Below are 14,655 nucleotides of genomic sequence, written 5' to 3'. Positions count from 1 at the left end.
CTGCGTTTGCGCCTCATCAAGATCGCTGCGCGGGTGGTCGAGATGAAGACGCAAATCCGCCTGCACCTGCCGACATCCTGCCCCGACCAACGCATCCTGCGCATCGTCCTCGATCGCATTCCGCGGCTCGCGACATAACGATGGGGCGCAGACGCCCCGAAACGAACCCGCCGACCGCAACCTGCAAACCCCACCTGCCATCACGACGGATCACCGCCGGCGCCTGGACGCGGCGCGCGGAAAAGCGCCCAACAGCGGCCACATCGCCGCTTCAGGCCGCCAAAACCTCATCGCCGTGCATCAAGGCGGCTAGGACGCCGGTGTCGGCCCGCCAGCGCATGAGCACCATGCCTACTATTTACGCCATGGCGGAATAGAGAAGGCCGCTTCGATTGGCGCAGGGCCAATGCAGAGAGCCGGCGCGCCTCCTCAATTCAAGCGGCCGTGCTTAAAGACGGGCTTTTGTGCTACGCGGCGTGGCCAGCAGCAGGCTCGTCTCGCTGCCGGTGATACCGGGCACAAGGCGTATCCGGCGCAACACCGCATCGAACTCGGTGAGGGTTGCCGTGTTGAGTTCGACCACCAGATCCCAGCGCCCATTCGTCGTATGGATCGTAGCGACTTCCGCAAAACCGCCAAGTGCGCGGATCACCCGGTCGGCGGCATGGCCTTCGATCTCGATCATCATGATACCTCTGACGGCCGAGCTGATCGCTTCGGCGCGCAGGATAACCGTGTAGCCGATGATCTCGCCGGACTGTTCAAGTCGCTCCATTCGCGAGCGTGCCGTGGCGCGCGATACGCCAAGATCCGCCGCCAGGTCGGAGATGCTCCGCCGCGCGCTGTGGCGCAGGAGCGTGATGAGTTTTTGATCGAGCGAATCCATCATATTCCCAATATGGCAGCCAGATATATCAAAATGATAGCTCTTGCTGCGAATTTTGCCAATCAGGGCTATTCATTCTGCCAGCAGCATACGCTTCAACTCACCCTAGGTCTCATAGAGGGAGAGTGCTTGTATGAAATGCAATATCTTGGGCGCGCCGGTGCAGGACGGCGCTGGCCGAATGGGTTGTGAAATGGGCCCGAGCGCCTTGAGGACGGCAGGGCTGGTCGGCGCTCTCAGGGATCTTGGCCATGCGGTAAACGATCTTGGCACCGTCGCGCCGGCGGCGATGCGTCCGCTTGCTCATGGCAACCTGGCGCTGAAGGCGCTGCCGGAGATTTCAGCCTGGACGGCGGCCATTGCGGACGCCGCCTATGCCGCCAGCGCCGACGCCATGCCGATCTTTCTCGGTGGAGATCACTCCATCTCGGCCGGCACCCTGTCGGGGCTTGCACGTCGCGCGGCCCAAGCCGGGCGGCCTCTGTTCGTGTTGTGGCTCGACGCACATCCGGATTTCCACACGCTCGACACCACCGCCAGCGGCAATCTCCACGGCGTGCCGCTTGCTTATGCCAGCGGCCAGCCCGGCTTCCGCGGTTACTTTCCGGACCTGCCGGAGCGGATCGACCCGGCCCGCATCTGCACGTTCGGCATCCGCAGCGTCGACCCGGCCGAGCGGCAGGCGCTGCGCGCCGCGGGCGTCACCGTGCACGACATGCGCGCCATCGATGAACACGGCGTGGCTCCGCTTCTGGGCGCTTTCCTCGACCGGGTAACGGCCGAGAATGGCCTTCTGCATGTCAGCCTCGACGTCGACTTCCTCGATCCGTCGATTGCGCCGGCGGTCGGCACCACCGTTCCCGGCGGGGCAACATTTCGCGAAGCGCATCTGGTCATGGAGATGCTCTCGGACAGCGGCCTGGTCAGCAGTCTCGACCTTGTCGAACTCAATCCCTTTCTCGACGAGCGCGGCCGCACGGCCACGCTGATGGTCGACCTGACGGCGAGCCTCATGGGTCGCCGCATCATGGACCGGCCGACCAGGAGCTTTTGATCGATGACCGCCAGACTGAACATCGTCCCCTTCGTCAGCGTCGACCACATGATGAAGCTGGTGCTTGCCATCGGCGTCGAGCGCTTCCTCACCGATCTCGCTGAGTATATCGAGGAGGATTTTCGCCGCTGGGCGCTGTTCGACAAGACGCCTCGCGTCGCCTCACACAGTATCGATGGCGTCATCGAACTGATGCCGACCAGCGATGGTCGCCTCTACGGCTTCAAATACGTCAATGGTCATCCCAAGAACACACGCGACGGCCGGCAGACGGTGACCGCCTTCGGCGTTCTGGCCGATGTCGGCAACGGCTATCCGATGCTGCTTTCCGAAATGACGATCCTGACCGCCTTGCGCACGGCTGCCACCTCGGCGGTGGCCGCGAAATACCTTGCGCCGAAGGGGGCGGTGTGCATGGCCATCATCGGCAACGGCGCCCAGTCGGAATTCCAGGCGCTCGCCTTCAAGGCGCTGCTCGGCGTCAACAGACTGCGTCTCTACGACATCGACCCGGCGGCCACGCGCAAATGCGCGGACAATCTTGCAGGGCTGGGTTTCGACATCACGTCCTGTGCTTCTGCGCATGACGCCGTGGAGGGAGCGCACATCATCACCACGGTGACCGCCGACAAGCAGTGTGCGACCATCCTCACCGACAACATGGTGGGCAGCGGCGTTCACATTAATGCGGTCGGTGGCGACTGCCCGGGCAAGACCGAGCTCCATCGTGACATCCTGCTGCGTTCGCAGATATTCGTCGAATACACGCCGCAGACGCGTATCGAGGGCGAGATCCAGCAGCTCGACCCGGATCATCCCGTCGTTGAACTTTGGCAAGTGATGGCTGGCAAGGCATCGGTGCGGGCCGACAGCCGCGCGGTCACGCTGTTCGATTCCGTCGGCTTCGCGACCGAGGATTTCTCGGCGCTGCGCTACGTGCGCGACCAACTTGCCGGTACCGGCCTTTACGAGGAGCTGGATCTTCTTGCTGATCCCGATGAACCGCGTGACCTGTTTGGAATGCTTTTGCGGGCCGCAAACAACGACTGAAATTGCTGCGCTGGCTATCCAACCGACAGCTTCACCGTCGAAAGTATCATAGTTGCAGCGCGCGACGGCTGTGGCGCAGGGCGGGTCCGTAACAGCCGAAAGGTGCCGTGCTCAATTGGTTGGGGCGGGAAGTAGGCGACGAGGCTGGCATTCACCTGGGAACCCAAGCGTGGCCAGCCGATCCTTTGCACGAGGTGATTTCGGCATGCAGACGGTTCATGCCCTTCTTCTGATCGTGCCTTCCAGTTTCGCGGCTATCGCAACAGTATTGGAGATCGTGCCATATTTGCGGACGTTCTTGTGCAGAAGCTCAAGACGCGAGTCGGTTTCGTCGGTGTCGATCGTCAGTGCATACTCGATCGAAACGATCTTCGGCGGACTGTCCTGTCGAACGGCATGCAGTTTGACCTCGACGCCATGAAGTTCGAACTTCAGCATCGGCGTAACCCGCTCGATGCCCTTGATCATACAGGCCGCGACAGCGGCCAGCAGCAACTCGGCTGGATTGAACGCGTCGATACGCCCGCCAAGGCTGGTATCGAGCACGATTTCGGCGCCCTTGGCCGTGGCGACGCTGCCCTGCGCGTCAATTCGTTTTGCTTCAACTCTGTACTCGAGCATTTGTGGCCTGCCTGATGGGACTTCGTGCCGTTGTGCGTGTTCGGCGCATTGGTGCCGGCAGCGGTCGGTGCATCGTCCTCTTCGGGGCTTCCGGGGCGCGTCCTCGCTCTGTTGAGACGGGCCGACCTTGGCAGCTAGTCCGGTGCTTTGCGTCCTAGCTGCCGTCGAACCAGAACAAGTGTAGGGTCGTCGAAGTAAGTCGTCACAGTGAATCCCATATCGCGTTCGAGCTCGATAGCCGCACGATTTTCGCGATTCTCGATCGACTCGATTGTATCGAGGCCCAGCCCTTCTGCATGTTTCGCGATGTAGGCGAGCAACTCCCAGCTGACGCCCAGGTGCTTGTGATCCGCGCGCGTGCAGATTGCGACGTCCCCGTGCTGACGAGGCTGATCGCATGCCAGAGTTGCAACGGCGATCAGCATTCCGTCGGCCGAAAAGGCAAGGAAGTTGTGTATCCCGGCATCATCGGAACGCGTCATTGCGACGAGCCGCTCATGCGAGACGGCCTTCACTCCGCCGAGAAAGCGAAATCGCAGATCGTCCGGCGTCACATGGGTAAAGAACTCCGCCAAAGTTGGCTCATCCTCGGGGCGTGCGTTGCGCACTTCGAAGCGAAATCCGGTGCGAGTGGTAAGCGTTGCCTTGCTATCCGTAGTCATCCTTTGCCTGTAATCCTGAGTTCCGAAATTACCGGGTGGACTGGTGGAGGCGAGCCTGGCCGTTTCCGGCCTGCCGCGTTCTGGTAATCGGGCGAAATTCGTCATTCGCTCATATAGCGAAGCGCGTCATGCTTGACGATTTCGATGCTGCGCAGGTTGAGCAGGCGGATGACGCCCTTGTCCTTCAGCCGGGTGAAGACCCGCGATACGGTCTCGATGGTGAGGCCGAGATAGTCGCCGATATCCATGCGCGACATCGGCAGTTCGACCTGCCGCAATCCACCTTGCCGCTCCGCCATGTCGACCAGGAACGCGGCAACGCGTTCGATGGCGTTCTGGCGGCCGAGCACCAGGAGGTGTTCCTGAGCCCTTGTCAGTCCCTTCAGCGCCAAGGGCAGCAATTGATGCGACATGTCAGCCCCGGCGGCGAAGCGGAAGACGCGCACACCGGTGGCACTGATCGCTTCGGCGAAGAAATGATGCGTGGTGCCGGCTTCGAAGCCGAAGGTCTCTCCAGCCAGATGGAAGGCGCTTATCTGCCGGCGGCCGTCGGCAAGCAGGCGGTAGACGCGGACGGCGCCGAACTCGACCTGGTAGAAGGCGCCGGCCTTTTCGCCCTGGGCATAGATTTCGGCAGCGGCGGGAAAGAAGCTGACCGGTTGCAGCGGCGCGGTGTCGAATGCCGCCGGATGGCTCGGCTGAGGGGCATGTGAGGGCAGGGCAATCCTCGAGGTCGTGTAGGCGTGCATGGCTGTTTTCCCCGGTTGATCCGTGACACAGCAATCGCGCGGATCGGCGGATCGCGAAATTCGGTTATGTCCCTACGGGAAACTACCTAGACCTCGACCGCTGATCGGAGCTGCCAGCTGTTGTGGTTCTCGCTGGCACCACCTTGACGTTCGCTAGCCCGTGCCGCCGGTATCCTGGTTCGGACGGAGCGAAAACGATCAGGACGGATGCCACTCGAAGCCTGGTCGTCCGGCGTCGGACGTTCCCTGATATCTTCACCGGGCCGGATCGATTTATCTGGCGGCGCCATGACGGCGGTTGCCGTCAGCCATTCGATCACGGCAGCCTCCGAGAGATGACGCCCGCTTTTCGGATCTGCAAAAAAGGCCAGCGTAAGGTGGTTCATTGGGACCGAACAGCGCGAGGCGTCTCAAAAGCCGGTCTTGTTGCTCTTGATTTATAGGATCATCTTCCTATTTGTGATCTGCCCCATGCTTTCCCCTTGGCATGGGCAAGCGATGGATCCTTCCTCCCTGATCCATCGTGGTGCTGAGCCCGCTGCCCACTCCCTCCCGGCAGCGGGCTTCTTTTTGTCGATGCAGCCAATCGAGCCAGTTGGTCTCAACCGCGACCGTCAAAAGGGACGCGACTGGGCCGGTGACCGTTAAGGATCATTCCTTGTTCCGGTCCTTGGATTCGCCATGAGTGCGGCGACCTGCGGCAACGACGTGCAAATGGGATGGTTTGACCAGCCTAACCACCACTTCGAGCCTGTCCCCATATGCGCCGGCGCCAGCGCTTGACGAGATCTTGGGCTGCGGCTTCCGTGGCCTTGCATATTGCGCTCTGGTAAACGTCGATGGTGATGCCGCGCCGGGCAAGATCATCGACTGCCTCGGCGAGGATGGCGTTGAGAAGGTGTGCTGGGATTTCAAGCCGGGCCAAATCGAATGGCGGACTTGGAGACTGGAACGCAGCGTGCGTTCTGTACATGAGTACCGGAAGCGCAGAAAGCTGGCACTTGCAGGCAAGCCTGGCCAGAGTATCAGCAGACCGAAGGAAGCAAGATGTTCCTGAGCGTCATCGAGGGATTCTACGGGCGGGCCTGGACGCACGGGCAGCGGCTCGAAAGGCACTACCGGCATGGAATTTGAGTTCGGAGGCGGATATGTGCTGCGCCGGGCGCTGCGAGAGGACCATCCGGCGATCAACCTCGTATGCCTGAGAACCGGAAACTCCGGCCGGGATGCAACGGCGCGGGAAGACGATCCCGATCTGCTTGGCCTGATCTACTCGGTGCCGTACCAGGTGTTGGAGCCGGACTTCGCCTTCGTGGTCGAAGGTCCCAACGGCGTGTGCGGCTACATATTGGGCACGCCCGACAGCGCTGCCTTCTATGAACGGGCGGGGCGTGAATGGTTTCCGCCGCTGGCGGCACGGCTCGCCGACCCGGGGCCGGACGAGAGCCGGTGGCGGGGCAGCGACTGGGCGCGGCGGGCAATCCATCATCCGGAGTTCATCTATCCCGAGGCGCTGCATGAATGGCCGGCGCACGGCCATATCGATCTGCTGCAGGAAACCAGAGGCAAAGGCATCGGACGCCGAGGCATGCGGTACCTGATGACAAAGCTTCGCGAGGCGGGCGCGCAGGGCATGCACCTGCATGTAAGCCCGAAGAACCTTGGTGCACAGGCCTTCTACCGGACACTCGGTTTCAGCGTAGTGCAGCATCCGAGCCTGCCGCGGGATACGGTGTTCATGGCGGCGGTGCTTTAGCAATTGCCGGGAAACGGAAACTCAGTCGCGAACAGTTTCCGGTCGAATTCGGCGATGAATGGGCGATAATGACCATTGACGGTTTTCTTCGTCACCCGAGGGCGTTGTTCATCGATTTCGGGATTGCCTGAGGTCAAGGAGCCGAGCGTAGTGGCGCTGGATGGTGTGCGTGCCCTGGTGTTCGACGTCTTCGGCACTGTCGTCGACTGGCGCAGTGGCGTGGCCCGCGAAGCAGACCCGTTCCTGAAGCGGCATGGTGCGGGAACGGTCATTCCCACTGCTTTCGCCGATGCGTGGCGCCGCCGTTACTCCCCGGCGATGGAGGAGGTTCGGAGCGGCCGGCGGCCGTTCACTAGGCTCGACGTGCTGCACCGGGAGAATCTGGAAGCTGTCCTGCCGGAATTCGGGATCAACCCGGCTTCGGTGCCGGCTTCGGAGCTGGACGAACTGAACTTGGCCTGGCACCGATTGGACCCCTGGCCGGACGTGGTGGTCGGCCTCACACGACTGAAGGCCCGATATATCATCGCACCGCTCTCGAACGGCAACATCATCCTCATGCTCGACATGGCCAAGCGCAGCGGCATCCCCTGGGATGCAATCCTCGGCGCAGAGATCGTGCAAGCGTACAAGCCGATGCCGCAAGCCTATCTTCGCACCGCTGACGTTCTGGCAATGAAGCCAAATGAGATTTGTCTTGTGGCTGCCCACAACGGAGACCTGGCAGCCGCGCGGGCATGCGGGCTGCGAACAGCCTTTGTTCCACGTCCAACCGAGCACGGTGCAGAACAGACCACGGACTTGCACGCTGATCGGGACTGGGACCTGGTGGTCAGCGACTTCATTGCTTTGGCTGAACGGCTTCAGTTGTAGTGCGCGTGCACGCAGGCTGGATTCCAGACCCGGTCAGGGTGCGATCTGGTTGGCGTTGCGCCCGTGGATGACCGACTCGACAAAAGCGAAAATGCGAGAAGCCGCTCATCCTCGCCCGGCAACGCCGAAAGGAGGAAACCTACCGGCATCCCGGCCGCGCCGGTTCCGCAGGGAATGGAAACGCCGCACCAGTCGAGAAAATTGCCGATCATGGTGTTGCGGAGCGTCTTGGCGTTGACGTTGAAGAAGCGGTCGTCGTCCGTCGTTAACGAGGCGATCGGCGGCGCGATATGCGGCACCGTGGGAAAGGCGAACAAAGTGTCGGCGCCAAATGTTCGTCCGACTTCACCGATCAGCCGTGCCCGTCCTGGAGCATCGCGATATAGTCGGGCATGGATGTCCGGCTGCCCAGCCGGATCCGGCGACAACGCGCGGATCGATTTCTGCCGCCGCTTCAGCCTTCAATCTTTCTTGATGGAGCGCGAACGCCTCGGCCGAAACGAGCGGCCCGTAGCGGTCCGTCAGTTCGAATATCCGCGCAAAGGCGGGGATTTCCTTCCGCTCGATCCGCACACCGGTTTCGGCCAAGCCTTCGAGAACCGCCTCGAAGGCGTTCAAGACAGCCGGCTCAACACCATCGAGAACCACATTGGTCGGGACAACGATCGTCTGTCCCTCGCCGTTTGTGCGAACGATGTTCGGCACTGCAAGGCCGAGCATGGCGGCATCGACCAGGATGGCGTCGGCGACGCAGCGGCAAAGCGGACCCAGCGAATCCAGACTGCGTGCCGGCGGAAACACTCCACCCATCGGATATCGGCCGCTTGTTGCCTTGTACCCGACGATGCCGTTCAGCGCCGCCAGGATACGGACCGATCCGCCGGTATCGGTGCCGATGGAAACAGGGACGAGGGATCGAGCAACCGCGACCGCGGATCCCGATGATGAGCCGCCGGGAATTCGCGCAACGTCCATCGAGGCGGGATTGCGCGGCGTGCCGCAGTTCGGGTTGATGCCGATGCCGGAAAAAGCGAATCCACTCATGTTGACGCGTCCGAGGGGTGCCGGCGCAGCGCAGTCGATCCACCACCGGCACTGGCAGGAGTGGCCTTCGCAAGCGCCTTCGAGCCGGCTGTCGTTGGCAGGCCGCGGATATCGAACAGACCCTTCCAGGCAATGGGGACTGCCGTCCAGCAGGCCTCGCGACCGGATACGTCATTTACGTGAAATTTCACGACACAAAAGACGCGTAATTTTACGACAGAATTGACTTGGGATAGCCCGTCATTATATACTTGAAATCACACAGTACGAAAAACTTGATGTGATACGATGGCTACACCGAACGAAAAGCTCGCCGACTCCCTAAGCGCCTTGCAGGAGCTGCAAAGCGGAGGGCGGCGTATATTCAAATCCAGCGACCTCAGTCGCGTTCATCGCGAGCGGCTCCTGCAACACGGATTCCTGCGTGATGTCATCAAGGGCTGGCTCATGTCGACCGGGCCGCAGGCGCAGCCGGGCGACACCACCCCATGGTATGCATCGTTCTGGGAATTCTGCGCCTGCTATTGCCGCGACCGGTTCGGGAATGACTGGGTCCTGTCCCCGGAGCAGTCGTTGTTGCTTCATGCCGAAGCGACCGCGATCCCCCGCCAGGTCATCGTCAACAGCGCCAAAGGCACAAACAACAATCTGGAGCTTCCATTCGGCACTTCGATCTACGACCTCAAGGTCAAGGAGATGCCGACAGGCGAAGATTTGGCCGAGAGAAACAGGCTGCGTCTCTACGCGCCTGACGCAGCCCTCGTGAAGGTTCCCGAAGCCTTCTTCCGGCGCGCGCCCGTCGCGGCGCAAGTGGTGCTAGGTGCCGTACGCGATGTGTCCGGCATTTTGGCCCGGTTGCTCGATGGCGGCCACTCCGCTGTGGCGGGGCGTCTTGCCGGGGCGTTCCGTCGCGTGGGCCGCGATGGTTTTGCCGATGACATCGTCAAGACCATGAAGAGTGCCGGCTACGATGTTCGGGAGAGCGATCCCTTTGCCGCACAAACCCATGTTCCGGCGGTTGTTGCGGGCGTGGCTCCCATCGTCGCCCGGCTCAATGCCATATGGGAAAGCCAGCGCGGGCCGGTCACGGAAATATTCCCCCAAGCACCGGGTATGCCTGCGGATAAGGGCCGCTACATGAAGTTTGTCGAGGACATCTACCAGAGCGACGCCTACCACTCGCTGTCCATCGAAGGCTATAGCGTGACGCCCGAACTGATCGACCGCGTGCGGCAGGGCGGATGGAACCCTGAAATCGATGAAAAGGACAGGCACAGCCGCGACGCTCTTGCCGCGCGCGGCTATTGGCAAGCCTTTCAGAAAGTGAAGGATTCGGTTGCCGCCATTCTGGACGGCGCTAAGCCCGGTGCGCTCGTGCTTGATCAGCACCGGGAATGGTATCGTGAACTGTTCGGCCCGTCTGTCGTCGCGGGCATTCTGAAACCGAGCGCCCTTGCCGGGTATCGCAATCACCCCGTCTATCTGCGCGGGTCGTCCCATGTCCCGCCGCGCTCCGAGGCCGTGCCGGAAGGCATGCAGGCGCTCTTCGCCCTGCTGGAAAAGGAGACCGAGCCCGCTGTGCGCGCGGTGCTGGGGCATTGGCTTGTGGGCTACATCCATCCCTATCCTGACGGGAACGGTCGTATGGCGCGTTTTTTGATGAATGCCATGCTGGCGGCGGGCGGTTATCCATGGACGGTCGTGAGAGTGGACGATCGCCGCGCCTATCTCGCAGGGCTTGAGAAAGCGAGCGTGGACATGGATGTTCGGCCGTTTGCCGCGTTCCTGGCGGAGCGCGTGCAATGGTCGATGGACAAGGCGGCATAGGCAGCGCGTCTCCAGGTCCGCCGTTCGCCGTATCGCTCTCGCCCCTTTACGAGGAAGGCATGGGAACGGGCTGGCAAGAACGGCGCTACAAGCCCATTGATGCCAAGCACCAGGATCATCGCGCGTACGAGGGCAATCGAGGAGGTCTGTGCGGATCACGCAGTGCCTTTGCCCGCCGCGGCGCTGCAGTTCGCGCTCGGCCATCCCATCGTTGCCAGCGTAGCGACGGGCTGCAGTTCCCCGCGCGAGGTCGCCGAGAACACCGCGCTGATGACCATGCCGATCCCCGACGCATTTTGGGAGGAGTTGAAGGTGCGCCGGCTCATCCGCCTGGAAACCCCGATCGGCTGAAATGCGCGAGACAGTATGATCCCGTCCGAAATGCCAGGAGCGATCTCTATAGTTGCCCGTCCAGCCACTCCCGCAAATCGCGGTCTCGCTCACTTTCGGCAATGGGCGGCGAGGGCCGCCTCCAGACGTGCCAGATGGCGGCAAGCACACCGGCAGCCCACGCACCGGCTAACACATTCGCAACGAGGTCGATCTGAACCTCCCCAAGCCCGCGAAAATATTAGCACGGCATCAATTAGGGGCACGACACCAATTAGGAGTACAGATCGACCAGTGGCTGCGTGGCGCCGGTCCAAACGAATGTTCTACCGACCCAACCAGCCTTTCTTCGAGATGATGCGGCCAGCCGAAAACCCGACGCTGCCGGCGAGCGCTTTGATCACAGCGTCCTCAAGGGTAGGGTGCCGAGTTGGGCTAAGCATCTGCAATGCTTCGATGCCGAGACCAGTCACGATTACCAGGCCAAGCGCCAGCATCCAGTTGCGATCGTTAGCAAGACCAAACAACAGACCAAGGGCAAGGAACGCGGCAATTCGTTCGGGCTCCGGGCCAAGGCCTGAATGGGGGCGCATTCCAATCGGAACGATCGTCACGGCCACGATGGCGATGAGCAACAGCCATGCGGTTATCCGGAAGACGGCGCGATGCATTTTCCGTCAATAGCAATGATTGAAATGCACCGCTACTCCACGCACTAAAGCCCGACCAGTCCACCGGTTCTCCAACCTCGCCCGGAGAAGATCAGGCGTCGCAGTACGGTGTATCTGCGCTGCAGGACGCAGTCTAATGCCCGATGGCTCATCCAATTAGCCTATATCCGAACGTATCAGCAGGTGCACTGGTCCTTTCGCGATAACATTCGACCTTGGCCTGACGCAAAGTCCGGAACGTTAGTATGGAACGCAATGCCCACTATCTCGTCATAGATTTCCTGCGGATTTTTGCAGCGATTTTGGTATTGCTGAACCACTTCGCGACATTCGCCTGGAACAGCGCGTCAGTCGCCGAGGGGAGCGATGTCGCCTTCGGCTTTCTTTCGGCGTTTGCCGGTCTGGGTGCCGTAGGGGTCGAGATTTTTTTCGTAATTTCCGGCTTTGTCATCGCCATGAGCGCCTCAGGCGAAGGGGGGGTATCGCAGGCGCTGCGTTTCGCGCGCATTCGCGCGACGCGCATATTGCCAGCCTTGTGGTTGTCCGCGCTTGTCAGTTTGGCCGCACGAGCTCTTTATGGAGAGGATTTCCCTCTTCTTCTGATGGATTTTGGTAGATCGATAATATTGTCTCCTAAAGGCCCCTATATCGACGGGGTCGTATGGTCTCTCGTGGTTGAGGCCGTATTTTATTTCCTGGTGGTCGTGGCAATTTTGTCCAGGTTTCGTTTGTCACTCTATGATCTGGCCAAGATAATAGGGTTTTCCAGCACAATATATCTTCTTGTTGTCTCTGGGTTGCATATACTGCCGCCGTCCGGGAGGGTGGAGGAAGCGATTTCAGTGCTTTCGCGGTTCCCCTTCAAACTGCTTCTGCTGCAGCACGGCGTTTTCTTCGCTGCTGGTATGATCTTCTTTCTTGTCAGGGACGGTGGCGAAGATCGTGGCATGGTGGGGCATCACGGGTGGAAGGCAGTGTTGTTATCGCTTTTCGGCGTTATGAGCACCGCGGAGATTTTCATTTCAATTGAACGCGGCTATGCGTACAAAGTGTCAGCCGTTATAATTTGGCTGGTATGTATGTATGCAATGGTCGCAGGAATAAGGTACGGCAATTTTATCAAGAGAAAACTTTTTGAACGGCAGGTGCTGGTAAAATATATCGGAAATCTAAGCTACCCAATCTATTTAAACCATTATTCCTTTGGGATGGTCACGGTTTGGTGGTTATCTTCTCTAGGTCTTCCGATGCCTATTGTCTTTGCGCTCTCCTTGTTGTTCGTTTTAAGTGTGAGCATGGCCGTTATGTGGCTGGAGAAGAGGATTCAAAACGCCATCAAGGGATGGTTTCCTAAACCCCCGGCGCCAAATGAACTCAAAATGGCGGTTTAGGCTATGGAACGCAATCAGGCGCTCGAGGCGCCGCTCGCCCCAAGCGCTGGATCCATATGCGCAAATGCCGATGTGCCCCTTGCTGCACGGGCTTTGGACGGTGGCATCGGCACTCCAGACATACCCCTTTCCCGGGCGCGTGGCGGGGGATCTCTCGGGATTGCGCGGTAATCGGGGCATCAGAGCTACTGCGAAGGAGGTATGCCCTGCTACTGTGTAGTGTCTCAAACGGAGACAGCATGGCTCGAAAGTGAGGCGTCGGCTGACCCATTCCGGTCCTGAACGCCGGCGAGGGTTACTCATGCAGTGGGAGTAGTCCGAGCCTATGGGCGAACGCTCCCGTCCGTTGAGGTGTCGTCATGGCAAGAAGGAAAATCTCATGCCGGGCCAGTGGTGACTTGCTCGTCCTGTGAGGCATTTGAGCTACCGCGATTGCGCTTGCGGCGTGGCGCTTGAGTGAATCGGGGCTGATCGATCTGGGGGCATGCGAGATGTTATCTGTAAGTGAAATCAGAAGGTTACCTAAAGACGTGGCAACAATGTTGCAGGACGCCACGGATCAACAGCTGTCTCGTTTCCACTGAAAGTCGGCGTCTAGCTGGATCGAGCTGAAGCAACCTCGCCCCCCTCCTGGCCAACACATACACTGCTCGAAACCAGCGCGACTGTATCGCTGCAAGTCCGCTGAACACGTTGGCGCGGAGCCGTGAAAGTCGGTCGAGTTTCACGGTGGGTCCGGGTCTTAGTTCGGCCTTGATCAGGCATGATCCTTGCTTCTTGGGGGAGTGCATCAGGGCAACATCATCCATTTGGTGTAGCCTGGTGAGGGTACTCAACACGTCAAAGCTGAAGTACATTTTTGCCTAGGAGGGTATCTTGGGGAGGATTGGCGGGGTTCAAATGACGTACGCTTCACGCCCTTTTTGGAATGGAGATGAGGATGATCCGTCGTCGGTGGGACTGAAAAACGACGATAAGGCGTATATCAAGGCGCTGGGGTTCGTGCCGAAGCGATATGCGGCAGAGACCGCAATCGTCAATCAGGGAGAAGACAGCGGTCGCGTCTTCATGATTAAGTCAGGCTGGGGATGCATTTCCCATGATCTTGCCGGTGGGCAGCGGCAGATTTTGGATTTTGCCCTGAAGGGCGACATTGTCCTGCCACAGTCGTATATGGGCACTGCTCTTGAGACGTTTGTGGCCCAAACCGATCTTGCGGTACTTGAGGCCTCGACCAAGACACTTGCTCTTGGCGCAGCAAAGTCGTCGCGCACAGCCTCCATTTTTCTCGAACCTCTCGTGCAACAGAGAGCTCTTGTTGCCCAACATCTTACCAATATAGGTCGGCGCAGCGCCTTGGCGCGTACAGCGCACCTGCTGCTCGAACTGAGGGCGCGCTTGGAGCGTGTTGGCGCTACCACCCGTACTGGCTATGCATGCCCGCTCACCCAGTACGACCTCGCGGATGCGCTCGGCCTGACGCCGATTCATGTCAATCGAATGTTGCGGGAATTGAGGGAACGCAGGCTTCTCGAGTTCCGCCAAGGTCATGTCCACGTGATCGATCTACCGGGCGCTACGAAATTTGCCGAGTTCGATGACAGATATATCCATAACAGATATGTCTATAATTGACGCTATGTCGGCACCACGCCAACGCGGCGGGACCTGCCCCGAAGCCACCCGATAGGCGAAGCCCACTATTCTTATGGACGCCGACTGCTCGCATCTGGACAGACAA

Annotated in this window: 15 protein-coding genes and 1 pseudogene; 9 read left to right on the top strand and 7 right to left on the bottom strand. The window is 60.2% G+C overall.

Annotated elements, in window-relative coordinates:
• Positions 1 to 138, top strand: a 138-nt coding sequence (locus IQ26_RS33235; protein WP_208760267.1) for a transposase, incomplete at its 5' end; no start/stop codon positions are given.
• A 310-nt stretch (positions 139 to 448) separates the two neighbouring features.
• On the opposite strand, the gene IQ26_RS33230 is transcribed toward IQ26_RS33235, so the two are convergent.
• A complete protein-coding gene (locus IQ26_RS33230) occupies positions 449 to 886 on the bottom strand; it encodes an Lrp/AsnC family transcriptional regulator (protein ID WP_109670139.1) in 438 nt (145 codons plus the stop codon).
• A 133-nt stretch (positions 887 to 1,019) separates the two neighbouring features.
• Between IQ26_RS33230 and rocF the strand changes: the two genes are divergently transcribed.
• Positions 1,020 to 1,940, top strand: a complete 921-nt coding sequence (rocF, locus tag IQ26_RS33225; protein ID WP_145722586.1) for an arginase — start codon at positions 1,020 to 1,022, stop codon at positions 1,938 to 1,940.
• 3 nt (positions 1,941 to 1,943) lie between these two features.
• Positions 1,944 to 2,990 carry an ornithine cyclodeaminase gene (locus IQ26_RS33220; RefSeq protein WP_145722585.1) on the top strand — a complete coding sequence of 349 codons (1,047 nt, stop codon included), beginning with the start codon at positions 1,944 to 1,946 and terminating at the stop codon, positions 2,988 to 2,990.
• 216 nt (positions 2,991 to 3,206) lie between these two features.
• Here the strand turns inward: IQ26_RS33220 and IQ26_RS33215 are convergent, their stop codons facing one another.
• From IQ26_RS33215 to IQ26_RS33200, 4 genes are all read right to left on the bottom strand, one after another.
• Positions 3,207 to 3,611 carry an OsmC family protein gene (locus IQ26_RS33215; protein ID WP_145722584.1) on the bottom strand — a complete coding sequence of 135 codons (405 nt, stop codon included), beginning with the start codon at positions 3,609 to 3,611 and terminating at the stop codon, positions 3,207 to 3,209.
• 134 nt (positions 3,612 to 3,745) lie between these two features.
• Positions 3,746 to 4,273 carry a GNAT family N-acetyltransferase gene (locus tag IQ26_RS33210; protein ID WP_145722591.1) on the bottom strand — a complete coding sequence of 176 codons (528 nt, stop codon included), beginning with the start codon at positions 4,271 to 4,273 and terminating at the stop codon, positions 3,746 to 3,748.
• A 101-nt stretch (positions 4,274 to 4,374) separates the two neighbouring features.
• The gene (locus tag IQ26_RS33205; RefSeq protein ID WP_145722583.1) at positions 4,375 to 5,022 is read right to left on the bottom strand and encodes a helix-turn-helix domain-containing protein; all 648 of its coding nucleotides are present in this window, start codon (positions 5,020 to 5,022) and stop codon (positions 4,375 to 4,377) included.
• Between the two features lie 86 nt (positions 5,023 to 5,108).
• Positions 5,109 to 5,342 (bottom strand): hypothetical protein, encoded by a 234-nt coding sequence (locus IQ26_RS33200; protein ID WP_145722582.1) that lies wholly within the window; start codon positions 5,340 to 5,342, stop codon positions 5,109 to 5,111.
• 803 nt (positions 5,343 to 6,145) lie between these two features.
• Here IQ26_RS33200 and IQ26_RS33195 point away from each other — a divergent pair.
• Both IQ26_RS33195 and IQ26_RS33190 read left to right on the top strand, forming a co-directional pair.
• A complete protein-coding gene (locus IQ26_RS33195; RefSeq protein ID WP_145722581.1) occupies positions 6,146 to 6,778 on the top strand; it encodes a GNAT family N-acetyltransferase in 633 nt (210 codons plus the stop codon).
• A gap of 75 nt (positions 6,779 to 6,853) precedes the next feature.
• Positions 6,854 to 7,651, top strand: a complete 798-nt coding sequence (locus IQ26_RS33190) for a haloacid dehalogenase type II (protein ID WP_322791122.1) — start codon at positions 6,854 to 6,856, stop codon at positions 7,649 to 7,651.
• On the opposite strand, the pseudogene IQ26_RS33185 reads toward IQ26_RS33190, so the two are convergent.
• A pseudogene (locus tag IQ26_RS33185) lies at positions 7,642 to 8,860 on the bottom strand (amidase family protein); the annotation flags it as partial. The gene IQ26_RS33190 and the pseudogene IQ26_RS33185 sit on opposite strands and share 10 nt — an antisense overlap.
• 123 nt (positions 8,861 to 8,983) lie before the next feature.
• On the opposite strand from IQ26_RS33185, the gene IQ26_RS33180 reads away from it, so the two are divergent.
• Positions 8,984 to 10,522 carry a Fic family protein gene (locus tag IQ26_RS33180; protein WP_145722580.1) on the top strand — a complete coding sequence of 513 codons (1,539 nt, stop codon included), beginning with the start codon at positions 8,984 to 8,986 and terminating at the stop codon, positions 10,520 to 10,522.
• A gap of 99 nt (positions 10,523 to 10,621) precedes the next feature.
• Positions 10,622 to 10,873: an aldo/keto reductase gene (locus tag IQ26_RS33175; RefSeq protein ID WP_145722579.1), complete on the top strand. Its 252-nt coding sequence runs from the start codon at positions 10,622 to 10,624 to the stop codon at positions 10,871 to 10,873.
• A gap of 305 nt (positions 10,874 to 11,178) precedes the next feature.
• Here the strand turns inward: IQ26_RS33175 and IQ26_RS33170 are convergent, their stop codons facing one another.
• Entirely contained in the window at positions 11,179 to 11,523 is a 345-nt protein-coding gene (locus tag IQ26_RS33170) for a VanZ family protein (protein ID WP_145722578.1), read from the bottom strand.
• Between the two features lie 245 nt (positions 11,524 to 11,768).
• On the opposite strand from IQ26_RS33170, the gene IQ26_RS33165 reads away from it, so the two are divergent.
• On the top strand, positions 11,769 to 12,914 hold the full coding sequence (locus IQ26_RS33165; protein ID WP_145722577.1) for an acyltransferase family protein: 1,146 nt from the start codon (positions 11,769 to 11,771) through the stop codon (positions 12,912 to 12,914).
• Between the two features lie 900 nt (positions 12,915 to 13,814).
• Entirely contained in the window at positions 13,815 to 14,549 is a 735-nt protein-coding gene (locus IQ26_RS33160; protein ID WP_145722576.1) for a Crp/Fnr family transcriptional regulator, read from the top strand.
• The last annotated feature ends 106 nt before the right edge of the window (positions 14,550 to 14,655 follow it).

Source organism: Mesorhizobium tianshanense, assembly GCF_007830515.1.
Lineage (GTDB): Bacteria > Pseudomonadota > Alphaproteobacteria > Rhizobiales > Rhizobiaceae > Mesorhizobium > Mesorhizobium tianshanense.
The sequence above is the reverse complement of the archived record's forward strand: the minus strand, read 5'-3'. Positions and strand labels throughout refer to the sequence as shown.